The sequence below is a fragment of the Tepidibacillus sp. LV47 genome (assembly GCF_048381575.1).
Taxonomy (GTDB): Bacteria; Bacillota; Bacilli; order Tepidibacillales; family Tepidibacillaceae; genus Tepidibacillus.
Window position 1 is genome coordinate 40,614 of the sequence record NZ_JBLWIF010000006.1, and the last position, 11,419, is coordinate 52,032.

At 37.2% G+C, this 11,419-nt stretch carries 14 protein-coding genes; 12 read left to right on the plus strand and 2 right to left on the minus strand.

Going from position 1 to position 11,419, the window contains the following annotated elements; all coding sequences use genetic code 11:
• The first annotated feature begins 110 nt into the window (after positions 1-110).
• The 6 genes from ACMW72_RS08205 (at position 111) to ACMW72_RS08230 (ending at position 5,495) form a co-directional block, all read left to right on the plus strand.
• On the plus strand, positions 111-1,295 hold the full coding sequence (locus ACMW72_RS08205) for an MFS transporter (protein WP_418368353.1): 1,185 nt from the start codon (positions 111-113) through the stop codon (positions 1,293-1,295).
• A gap of 160 nt (positions 1,296-1,455) precedes the next feature.
• Positions 1,456-1,857, plus strand: coding sequence for a phosphate-starvation-inducible PsiE family protein (locus ACMW72_RS08210; protein ID WP_418368459.1), 402 nt, complete (start codon positions 1,456-1,458; stop codon positions 1,855-1,857).
• A gap of 160 nt (positions 1,858-2,017) precedes the next feature.
• Positions 2,018-3,370 carry a CoA-disulfide reductase gene (locus tag ACMW72_RS08215; RefSeq protein WP_418368460.1) on the plus strand — a complete coding sequence of 451 codons (1,353 nt, stop codon included), beginning with the start codon at positions 2,018-2,020 and terminating at the stop codon, positions 3,368-3,370.
• Positions 3,371-3,489: 119 nt separating this feature from the next.
• Positions 3,490-3,960: an HAD family hydrolase gene (locus ACMW72_RS08220; protein ID WP_418368354.1), complete on the plus strand. Its 471-nt coding sequence runs from the start codon at positions 3,490-3,492 to the stop codon at positions 3,958-3,960.
• 42 nt (positions 3,961-4,002) lie between these two features.
• Entirely contained in the window at positions 4,003-4,746 is a 744-nt protein-coding gene (locus ACMW72_RS08225; RefSeq protein ID WP_418368355.1) for an ATP-binding cassette domain-containing protein, read from the plus strand.
• Positions 4,743-5,495, plus strand: a complete 753-nt coding sequence (locus tag ACMW72_RS08230; RefSeq protein ID WP_418368356.1) for an ABC transporter permease — start codon at positions 4,743-4,745, stop codon at positions 5,493-5,495. The genes ACMW72_RS08225 and ACMW72_RS08230 overlap by 4 nt, the downstream gene beginning before the upstream one ends.
• A gap of 76 nt (positions 5,496-5,571) precedes the next feature.
• On the opposite strand, the gene ACMW72_RS08235 is transcribed toward ACMW72_RS08230, so the two are convergent.
• Entirely contained in the window at positions 5,572-5,967 is a 396-nt protein-coding gene (locus ACMW72_RS08235) for a thioesterase family protein (protein ID WP_418368357.1), read from the minus strand.
• A 189-nt stretch (positions 5,968-6,156) separates the two neighbouring features.
• On the opposite strand from ACMW72_RS08235, the gene ACMW72_RS08240 reads away from it, so the two are divergent.
• Positions 6,157-6,783 carry an FMN-dependent NADH-azoreductase gene (locus ACMW72_RS08240; protein WP_418368358.1) on the plus strand — a complete coding sequence of 209 codons (627 nt, stop codon included), beginning with the start codon at positions 6,157-6,159 and terminating at the stop codon, positions 6,781-6,783.
• A gap of 167 nt (positions 6,784-6,950) precedes the next feature.
• Here the strand turns inward: ACMW72_RS08240 and ACMW72_RS08245 are convergent, their stop codons facing one another.
• Positions 6,951-7,340, minus strand: coding sequence for a helix-turn-helix domain-containing protein (locus tag ACMW72_RS08245; RefSeq protein ID WP_418368359.1), 390 nt, complete (start codon positions 7,338-7,340; stop codon positions 6,951-6,953).
• A 140-nt stretch (positions 7,341-7,480) separates the two neighbouring features.
• On the opposite strand from ACMW72_RS08245, the gene ACMW72_RS08250 reads away from it, so the two are divergent.
• The 5 genes from ACMW72_RS08250 (at position 7,481) to ACMW72_RS08270 (ending at position 11,405) form a co-directional block, all read left to right on the plus strand.
• Positions 7,481-7,636, plus strand: coding sequence for a Spo0E family sporulation regulatory protein-aspartic acid phosphatase (locus ACMW72_RS08250; protein ID WP_418368360.1), 156 nt, complete (start codon positions 7,481-7,483; stop codon positions 7,634-7,636).
• Positions 7,637-7,741: 105 nt separating this feature from the next.
• Complete coding sequence (fabI, locus tag ACMW72_RS08255; protein ID WP_418368361.1) at positions 7,742-8,515, plus strand: enoyl-ACP reductase FabI; 774 nt, start codon at positions 7,742-7,744, stop codon at positions 8,513-8,515.
• Between the two features lie 123 nt (positions 8,516-8,638).
• Complete coding sequence (locus tag ACMW72_RS08260; protein WP_418368362.1) at positions 8,639-9,184, plus strand: hypothetical protein; 546 nt, start codon at positions 8,639-8,641, stop codon at positions 9,182-9,184.
• Between the two features lie 149 nt (positions 9,185-9,333).
• Positions 9,334-10,026 (plus strand): response regulator transcription factor, encoded by a 693-nt coding sequence (locus ACMW72_RS08265; RefSeq protein ID WP_418368363.1) that lies wholly within the window; start codon positions 9,334-9,336, stop codon positions 10,024-10,026.
• The gene (locus ACMW72_RS08270; protein WP_418368364.1) at positions 10,023-11,405 is read left to right on the plus strand and encodes a sensor histidine kinase; all 1,383 of its coding nucleotides are present in this window, start codon (positions 10,023-10,025) and stop codon (positions 11,403-11,405) included. Before ACMW72_RS08265 ends, ACMW72_RS08270 begins: the two co-directional genes overlap by 4 nt.
• Positions 11,406-11,419 lie beyond the last annotated feature (14 nt).

Sequence of the window (11,419 nt, forward strand, 5' to 3'; positions counted from 1 at the left end):
AGAAATGGTTCATCCTAGGAGAAAGAGAAATGAGTAAGTTTTTTCACAGATTGATTTAAAAACGTGATACAATAATATCGTTTGAAAAAAGTATGAACAGAGGAGAAAATATGACAGAACTTGTACTTGACGGGAGAAGGAATATTTATATTCGTTTAAGCGGTTTTTATTATATTTACTTTTTTGGTGTGGGGGCTTTGTATCCTTTATTATCTGTTTACTTTAAAGATAAAGGGTTGACAGGGAGTCAGTTAGGCTTGGTTATGTCTATTGGACCTATTGTATCGATCATCACTCAGCCCATTTGGGGGATGCTTTGTGATCGATATGGGATCCAGAAGAAGGTATTGATGGTCACGCTACTCTCAGCTGGAGCTATATCATTGATCTTCCCTATAATGAACTCTTTTTGGCTATTTTTTATTCTGACAGGGATTCTTAATATCTTTCAGAGTGCTGTTGTTCCAATCACAGATAATATTTCAATGAATTTTGTTCAAAAATATGGTGGGCAATACGGAGATATAAGGCTTTGGGGATCTCTTGGTTTTGCGATCGCGGTATGGGTGGCAGGTATTTTATCTGACCATCTTCAAGCTGATATTATCTTTTATTTATATGCTATCTCTCTTTTCATTGCTTCATTTCTAACAAGGAGAATGCCTAATGAACATACGACTTCATTTTCTGTAAATGTATTCAAAGGGATTAAAAATCTTTTAAAAGTTCCTTCGTTTTCGTTATTTCTGTTAGGGACGTTTTTGCTTTTTGGGACGATGAATGCGAATAATACGTATTTTGGTATCTTCTATCAATCTATTGGTGGGACGAAAACAGGAATTGGCTTAGCATTTTTATTAGCGGCTGGAAGTGAAGTTCCCTTTATGCGATGGAGCGGAAAACTCATTAATAAATTTGGCTTATTGCCTGTCATGATTTTTGCAGCATTCGTAACAGTAGCTCGATGGTTCTTTTATTCCCTCAGGCCATCTGTTCCATGGGTGATTGCCACAACATTTGTTCAAGGTTTGTCCATTGGATTATTTCTAGCAACAGCGGTCCAATTTGTGAAACAAAAGGCCGATGAAGAAGTTCAAGTTTCTGCGATGTCTTTATATGGATCATTTGGCTTAGGACTTGGAAGTTTTGTGAGTAGTATGATCGGCGGGTGGATTTATGAGCAATTTGGCATTTTGAATACCTATGTATATATGGCATTTGCTTCATTCTTATCGGTGATTGTTTTTCTTTTGATTTGGGGAATCGAGAAAAAGAAAAAATCAATACGTGAATGAATTAAAGCTTGTCTTAAAAAAACTCCCTCCATATTTCGAAGGGGGTTTTTGTGTATTTTTGATTAATTTTACATTTTATTTATCAAAATTTTACAAAAACAATCTATAATTAATGGCAATAGAAAATAGAAATAGAAGAGGGAAAGGGGGAGCAGTATTGATGTTATTTTCAATTATTGATGAAAAAATTGAAGGGATTATCAAATGGATTGAGATTATTTTAGCTATTATACTGGTTTTAACGGTTATAGCTGAAGGCGCTTATATTGTAATTGATCTACTACACCTTGTCAAAAGTCATCATATTATTGATCAATCGAAGACAGTCTTAGGCGACTTCTTAGTCTTGGTGGTTAGTTTAGAGTTTGCGATCATGTTGATTCGTAAAAACCCATTCGCCATTATTGATATTGTGATGATTGCCTTAGCGAGAAAAGTGGTTCTTGAATATAAAAGCGCAACAGATTATTTCATTGCCGCGATCACCTTAGCTCTATTATTCCTTGTACGGAAAGTCGTAACAAAGCAAGAAGAAAGAAGAAGATCAGAAAAAAGGCTTTGAAAGGATTGAACCTTTCCATCATTCTATCTCATTCTTGTCGCCGGCTAAAATCGCCATTAGAACGCTGTAGATTAGGATACTCCTGCTATGGTATCCCTTTCATACATATGATAAAATTGGAAAAAATATGGTTAGTTCCTTATGAAAAAAGGAGGAGTAGATCTTGAGTAAATATGTGATTATTGGCGGGGATGCAGCTGGGATGAGTGCAGCCACACAAATTCGTCGGTTACAACCCGAGGCCGAGATCGTTGTTTTTGAAAAAGGAGAAATTTTATCGTATGCTCAATGCGGTCTTCCTTACTATGTAGCAGGATTAGTTCCAAGTTCGAAGGATTTGATCGCCAGAACAAAGGAACAATTTGAAGAAAAATATAAAATTAAGATTCATCTGCTTCACGAGGTCACATTAATCGATCCTAAATCCCAACATGTCACCGCACTTTCCTTAAAGGATCAGACTGAAGTAGTTACCAATTATGATTATCTTTTGATCGCAACGGGCGGTGAGCCCATTGTACCACCTTGGAAAGGAACTGATTTGGATGGAGTAACGGTATTGAAAACCATTCCTGATGCGGATCGGATTCTTAAGTGGCTAGATGAAAGAAAAGAGATTCAAAAGGTGGTAATTATAGGTGGCGGCTATATTGGTCTTGAGATGGCTGAAGCATTTCACCTACAAGGGAAAGAAGTACAAATTATCGATATTGCGGATCAATTAAATGCATCATTCGATCCGGAAATGGCTGAACACGCAAAAACAGAGTTAGAGAAACAGGGAATAAAAGTTTCTTTACAAGAAGAAGTAAAAGAATTAAAAGGAGACGGGAAAGTTCAGTCTGTTGTTACGAATAAAGGAGAATATCCTGCAGATATGGTGATTATTTCTGTAGGTATCCGACCCAATACTGAAATTGCTAAAAAAGCAGGAATTGAGCTTGGACCAAAAAATGCGATACGGGTCAATTCTAGAATGCAAACTAACATAGAGAATATTTATGCGGCAGGAGATTGTGCTACCCATTATCATTTAGTGAAACAACAGGATGACTATATCCCTCTTGGAACAACAGCAAATAAACAAGGGCGAATTGCTGGAACCAACCTTGGTGGCGGCAATGCAGAATTCAAAGGAATCGTTGGCACAGCAGTAATGAAAGTCCTTGATTTAGAGATGGCGAGAACAGGTCTTAATGAAAAAGAAGCAAAAGCATTAAATATTGACTACGAGACCGTAACGATCAAATCTCGTCATCATGCAACTTATTATCCTAATGCTGAACGGTTATATATTAAATTGGTTTTCAGGAAGGATGATCGAACATTACTTGGAGGGCAAGTAGTGGGGTATGCTGGTGTCGATAAAAGAATTGATGTATTGGCAATGGCCATTACATTTGGAATGAAGATTGATGAATTGCAAGATTTAGATCTATCATATGCTCCGCCGTTTAATGGAGTATGGGATCCAGTACAACAAGCTTCAAGGGTAGCGGAAAAAATAAGATAAGTGGAATATAGTTTGCTAGTAAGCCGATAAGGACTCTTTCTTATCGGCCTTTTCATGGTTTGGTTGTGATTTTTTTTTGCGATAATGTTACTAAAGGAAGTTAAAGGAGAGGATCATCAATGAAAACGTATCAAATTCCTGGAAGAGGAGAACTAAAAATTGACCATCTTGTCTTAGATTTTAACGGTACGATTGCCGAAGACGGAAAATTAATTGAAGGGGTAAAAGAACGATTACTTCAATTGGGGCAAGCCTTCGATATTTATGTCGTCACAGCAGATACCAACGGAAGTGTTCATCGAGAATGCGAGGGTCTACCTGTTATTGTTCATGTTATTGACAAAGAGGATCAATTAGGTGAGAAAAAACGCTTCATTCAAAACTTGAACTCCCAAGGTGTCATCTCCATTGGTAATGGTGTCAATGATGCATGGATGTTTGAAGCATCGAATCTAGCCATAGCCGTAATTGGCAAAGAAGGGTGTGCGACTTCATCCTTATTAAAAAGCGATATTGTCGTTTTCCATATTCTCGATGCCTTCGATTTACTGTTAAAAGAGAATCGATTAATAGCAACATTAAGAAGATAAGCGGTATAAAAATGATGAAGAAAAAGAAAGAAGGAAGCAATGATGGAAGAATTGATCACAATCGAAAATGTCGTGAAAAATGATGAAAAAGGAAGTCCAATTCTAAAAGGAATTTCTGCGAAAGTGATGGAAGGAGAACTCATTACCATCATTGGTCCTTCTGGATCAGGAAAAAGCACCCTTCTTTCACTATTGAATCGTATGAGAGATCCTGATTCAGGGGAATTACGATTTAAAGGGACAAATTACTTGAAGATAGATGTGCTTGAGCTTCGACGGAAAATCGGAATGGTGTTTCAATTACCAACGATGATTCAAGGAACGGTAAAAGAGAATCTGTTGCTTGGCCCTAAGCTCAATCGAAAAACGCTAACAGAAAAAGAGATCGATCAGCTCTTGGAAGATGTAGCATTGCCATCAACGATCAAAAATCAAGATGCTCGGTCGTTATCAGGAGGACAAAAACAAAGGGTCGCCTTAGCAAGAACACTAGCCAACCGACCAGAGGTCTTATTATTAGACGAAGTTACAGCATCTTTAGATCCAACAAGTTCCCTTGAAATCGAAGAGTTGATCCAAACTTTACATCAGCAGCAAAGGAAAACCATTCTTTGGGTTACCCATAATTTAAAACAAGCAAAACGTGTCGGTCAATATACATGGGTGATCGCAAATGGTGAAATTGTAGAACAAGGTCCGACAGAAGAAGTATTTGAACATCCTCAACATGACATCACCAAAGAACTGATTATGACCTCATATGATCAGGAGGGAGAGAGTCGATGAGTATCTTTGCCCTAATTTTGACCTTAGTTTTTGTGGCTTTAGCCATAGTTTTATCCAGATGGCAACGATTAGGATTAGAAAAGGATATTATCATTGGGACCATTCGGACAGCGATTCAATTGATTGCTGTTGGTTACGTATTACATACAATTTTCGCCCTTCGGTCTTTGGTTTTCATTCTATTGATGTTAACAGTGATGATTACGGTGGCCACCATCAATGCGAGAAAGAAGGGAAAAGGTTTACCGGGGATTGGTCGCCGTATTGCAATTGCGATCACTTCGGCAGAGATTTTGACAATGGCATTATTGCTTGGTTTGAAAATCATTGGCTCAATCCCTCAATATGTCATTCCCATTAGTGGAATGATCATCGGGAATGCCATGGTCGTTTCTGGATTATTCTTAAACCGATTAAAATCAGAAATCGATACAAGAAAAGAGGAGATCAAAGTCTACTTAGCTTTGGGGGCCACCTCCAAACAAGCGATTTCCCATGTGATGCGAAATGCAGTAAAGGCAGCGATGTTACCAACGATTGATGGGATGAAAACGGTAGGATTGGTTCAACTTCCAGGTACGATGACAGGAATGATCGTAGCTGGAGCTAATCCGATTGAGGCTGTTCGCTATCAGATTCTCATTATGTATTCTTTTACTTCTTCGGCAGCCATTACTGCGATTGTGCTTGGAATCTTAACCCATGGATTGTTATTTAATAAGGCCCATCAGTTTATTGAACGTTTCTAGAGCAATGAAAAAACGGCCAATTCAGCCGTTTTTTCATCAGTCGCCTTTCCAACTCTTCAAGTGGTAGAAAGAATCTTTACTTACCCTTTTGATTCGTTCTTACTAAAAATTTCTCCTCTTCAACGATGTATCTTTCATGCGTTCCTTCGCCAATTAGTCCAACTTCATCATGTGCTTCAATTTTGAAAAGAAGCCGTTTTCCATTTACTTCAATCAATTCGGCGTTTGCCATCACTTTCATTCCCATTGGTGTAGCTGCAATATGTTTTACATTTACCATTGTTCCAACCGTTCCATAACCAACAGGTAGATGGGGTTGAACAGCATTCATTGCCGCTCCTTCCATTAATCCAATCATTGCAGGTGTAGCAAAAACCTCTAATGCACCACTTCCATAGGTTTTGGCCGTATTTTCTTCTGATACAATCGTTTCTTTTGTTCCATTTAACCCAATGGATAATCCGAAATCCATTTGCATAACCTCCGTTTACACTCTTTGTCTATAGAATATCATATTGACAGATATTTTTTAAAATCTAAGAAAGCATAGTAATAAATACACTTACAAAAACTTTTTTCTTTACTTAGAAGAAAAATTTGGTTTAGAGTAGTGTGAGTAACTCATACTAATTCTGTATCAAAAATTAAGGAGGTACTATTCATGGCAAAAGTTCTATACATTACAGCAAATCCCAAACAAGTAAATGAATCATTCAGTCTAACCCTTGGTCAAGAGTTCCTTAACGTGTACAAAAAGGAAAATCCAAACGATGAAATCATTACTTTGGATTTATATAAAGAGTACATTCCTTTGATCGATGAGGAAGTCTTATCTGGATGGGGAAAACTTAGAAATCAGGAAAGTTTAACTGAAAGTGAACAAAAGAAAGTAGCACGGATGAATGAGCTGGTCGATCAATTCGTAGCTACAGACAAATATATTTTTGTTACTCCTTTATGGAATCTTTCCGTTCCGCCTATGATGCGTGCGTATGTCGACTGTATTATGCAAGCTGGGAAAACATTTAAATACACAGAACAAGGTCCCATTGGTTTGTTAAACGGAAAGAAAGCTGTACACATCCAAGCTCGTGGAGGTTTTTATTCTGAAGGACATGGTTCCGAAGTAGAAATGGGAGATCGGTATATTCGAGCTATCTTAAACTTTATGGGTGTTACAGACGTACAATCGATTTATATGGAAGGTCATGCCTATGACCCAAGTCGCACAGAAGAATTTAAGTCAAAAGCAATGGATCAGGTAATTAGTGTAGCAAAGATGTTTTAAGTGAATGAATTTGAATAGATAATTAAATGATGAAGGAAGCCCAGTGATTTATTGGGATTCCTTTTTTTATCTTTTTGATTGTGATTCTCTAAATGGGAAATATCCTTTGATGTTTAATGATCGATACGTTTAAACTGTGATCGACGAGTAGGGATATTAAATCGTTCCTAGTTTTTGCCCATATAAGGAAGAACCGTTTTAATAAGTTTTTTGACTAACTCTAATTCTTTCGGCGAGCACTTGTTGATCAATTCATTTAGCTCTGCGTCTTTAATACTATCAAAGGCGTCGTAAGTATTATATGCATCACGGATATAATAAGCATCATAGGTATTTTTGCCCCAAATAAGGTAATCTAAAGACACATGTAGACAACTGGCGACTCTAACCAAAACGGGGAGGCTCATCTGCCGCTCCCCACGTTCCAGTTGCCCCACATAGTAGTCCGAAAGTTCTATGATTTCTGCAAACTCTTCCCGCGAAAGTCCAAGCTTTTCCCTTTCTATCCGTATTCTCTGCCCAATGGCTTTGTTATCTATCTCTACATTTTTTTCCACTATCGTTCACTCCTTGCTTCTAACTTTAGCTAACTTTAAGTCGTATCAGAATTTGCAGATTGCATATATTAAGTATTTGCAATAGGCTAATGTTTGATGTAAAATTATCTGAACGGTTATTTTTACAAGGAGTGAATGGAGTGGATAAAAAAGATAAAATAGAAATAGCAAGGAATATTCTTAATAATGCGGCCAATATGAACATGAACAAAGAAATTATTCTGAAAATAAGTCAAAAAATTGATAAATATATTATTGAATATTTACGCAAGGATGGAGGCAAAAGGGGGAATTAAGATGAAGAAGAATGCCTTCATTGAAATTTTGGAATTCTTGGTTTAAAATTAATAGTATCTATTAGTAGTAGGTACTAAAATAGGACAAGGAAGGAGATTTTAGACGTGGAAAGCCTTTTAAAAGGAAAAAATATTTTAATTATGGGTGTAGCAAATAAAAGAAGTATTGCATGGGCAATTGCCGAGTCTCTATATAAAGCAGGAGCTCGCTTGATTTTCACCTACCAGGGAGAAAAATTTGGGAAAAACTTAAAAGAATTAACGGCAGATATGGGAGAAGTGCTTATGTTTCCCTGCGATGTAACAAGCGATGAAGAAATTAAAGATTTATTTCAACATTTAAAAGAAGAAGTGGGAACACTTCATGGGGTTGTACATAGTATTGCTCATGCAAAAGTAGAAGAACTTTCGGGCCAATATCTCAACACATCAAGAGATGGTTATTTAATGGCGCAAAATATTAGTGTCTATTCATTGGTAGCTGTAGCCCGTGAAGCTGCACCTTTAATGACAGAAGGTGGAAGCATTGTTACCATGACCTATCTCGGTGGAGAAAGAGTTGTGAAGAACTATAATGTTATGGGTGTCGCCAAAGCAGCATTAGAATCAAGTGTGAAGTATTTAGCTAATGATCTTGGACCAAATGGTATCCGCGTAAATGCAATCTCTGCTGGTCCGATTCGTACATTGGCAGCAAAAGGAGTATCTGACTTTAATACGATTCTTCATGAAATTCAAGAGAAAGCTCCTCTTCGCCGAACTACAGAAGCTTCGGAAGTTGGAGATACGGCTCTATTTTTAATGAGTCATTTATCTCGTGGGATTACCGGAGAAGTGATTTATGTAGATAGTGGTTATCATATTTTAGGAATTGTTTAAAAAGATACATCAAAAATATGAATCTTAACATTTTCTTTAAATTTGCAAGATAAGTTCTGAAAACCCTTTGGTTATGATAGTGATGGAAACAAAAATCAATCACTTTTGAAAGGGGTTATTCAGATGAAAATCAAACACATGCTTTTTGCTGGGACGATTGCTGGCGCAATGGGAATTGGTGCAATGATTGGCCCAGTGATTAGTTCAGCGAAAACTACTGATCTTGTTCCACCAAAACCACCTGTACAAATTCAACAACAAAACACGACGAATTCTGGTTGGGTTGGAATGGGTCCTCGAATGGGGCAATATTTTGCAGGTGTCATGCATGATGAAATTGCCAAATATTTAGGAATTACTGATGAAGAGCTTTATAACCAACGATTAGCAGGTAAATCATTAGAACAAATTGCCAAAGAAAAAGGCAAAAGTGCGGATGAACTTGCAAAAATGATGATCGACTATAAAAAGGCTCAATTAGATCAACTTGTGAAAGATAAGAAGATCACAGAAGAGCAGAAACAATTTATGCTAGAACGGATAGAGGCCAATACCAAAGCAGCCATTACAAATCAAGGAATCGGTCGAGGCAGAATGGGTGAATTCCAAGGTCAAGGTTATGGTAGAGGATTTGGTGGAGGTCCTCGCTGGTCTACTAACAACAACTAATGATTGAAACAAGGCCCTGAAGTTCCCTTCAGGGTCTTTTTTTCAACGTATATTATAAAGATTTTGAAGCACTAGCTCCATTACTATTCTAACATTTTCCAATTTCTTTGATATAATATTTTTAATATTAAGTAAAGGGAGAATTGGGCATGAAAAAAAAGATTTTAGTTGCAGATGACGAGACGAAAATCCGAGATATGGTCAGTTCTTATTTAATCAATGAGGGATATGAAACGATCGAAGCAAGTAATGGTTATGAGGTTATCGATCAATTGAAACAAAACTCCATCGATCTGATTCTCTTAGATATTATGATGCCGGGTTTGGATGGATATCAAATCTTACGGGAAGTTCGTCAACAGAATAAAAAAATACCGATCATTTTCTTAACGGCAAAATCAGACGAAGTAGACAAACTGTTAGGACTTGAAATAGGGGCAGATGATTATATCACCAAACCGTTTAGTTTACGTGAATTATTAGCCAGAATGAAAGCAGTGTTAAGACGAACCAGTCCTGATGATGAAGTTGATGAAGAAGTGATTATACGAGGGGATATCTCGATCCATCTGTCAAAATATGAAGTTTATGTTTCTGGTAAAAAAGTGGCATTAACGCCTACTGAGTTTAAAATTTTAGTAGCATTAGCGCAAAAACCTGGTAGAGTGTTTAGTCGTTTACAATTGATGAATATAGCAATGGGGGAAGCGTATGCCAATTACGAACGCTCCATTGACACTCATGTCAGCAATTTGCGAAAAAAAATCGAGGAAGATCCGGCAAATCCGAAATATATTCAAACGGTATATGGAATCGGCTACCGTTTTGGGGGAGAAACATGAAACTACAAACAAAACTCATTATTGCCTTTAGTAGCATTGTTGTAATTATGGCTTTATTGCAATCGATTATCTTTCAAAATCGGATTGAAAATGTTTTTGAAAATTATGTACGACAAAATGAAAGTGAAAGAATTGAAACATGGAAAAATGCTTTCGTGAAATATTATGAGTTCTATGGGAATTGGGACGATATTCAACAAGTGGTTGTAAATAATTTTGACTGGCTATGGCAGCGTAAAGGGCCGATGTGGAGAAACAACCCTTCAATAGCGCGTATGGCAGATATTCAAATGATTATCGCAGACAAAAATGGGAAAGTGGTTGCCGATTCAAAACAAGAGTACCTAGGACAAAAAAGTAAAGAAGTACCTGGAATTCATGAGGATTTGCTATTAAATGGTCAAAAAATTGGGGAGCTCATTATTAATAGGGAGAAAAGCTTTGGAATACTTAGTTTGGAACAGCAATTTTTGAATTCCATGAACCATTCCATTCTTTTGGGAACTATGATCGCAGTTATAGTCGCTGCTTTATTTGGAGTTGTTTTTGCAAACAAATTAACAAAGCCATTAGAAAGTTTAATGATTGGGATTCGTCATTTAGCAAAAGGTGATACTTCCTATCGGGTAATGGTGAATACCAAGGATGAGTTTCATCAATTATCGAAAGCATTTAATGAAATGTCGGCAAAATTGGAACACAATGAAGAGGTGCGAAAGCAACTTGTTGCTGATGTCGCTCATGAACTTCGAACTCCTTTATCCATCCTTAGAGGTCAACTTGAATCTATTCAGGAAGGGGCCATTCAACCGACGCCAGAAGTGATTTTGCAACTAAATGATGAAGTTTTGCGTTTGACACGACTCGTGAATGATTTGCAACAGTTAAGTTTAGCAGAGGCAGGCCAATTAGTTTTAAATAAAAAGAGGGTCAATATCAAGCAAATGATTCAAAAGATTATGTTTCATTTTGAATGGTTAGCTGAGGAGAAAGAGATCCAATTACAATTAATCGGGGATGAAGAGATAATGATCGAAGTTGATCCTGATCGCTTCACACAGGTCATTGTCAATTTATTAGGGAATGCGTTGCGCCACACCCCCAATCATGGGAAAGTGAGTATTGAGATAAAGAAAGAAGAACAACCTCAGCGAGTGATGATTTCACTGAAGGATTCTGGTCCAGGAATTGATGAAGAATATCTCCCTTATATTTTTGAACGCTTTTATCGAACCGATTCTTCAAGGTCGCGAGATCAAGGGGGAACTGGATTAGGTCTATCTATTGCCAAAGGATTTGTAGAAGCTCATGGTGGTACGATAACGGTCAAAAGTAAGAAGGGTCAAGGAACAACATTTATTATTCAACTTCCATTATGAACGAAACCTACTCC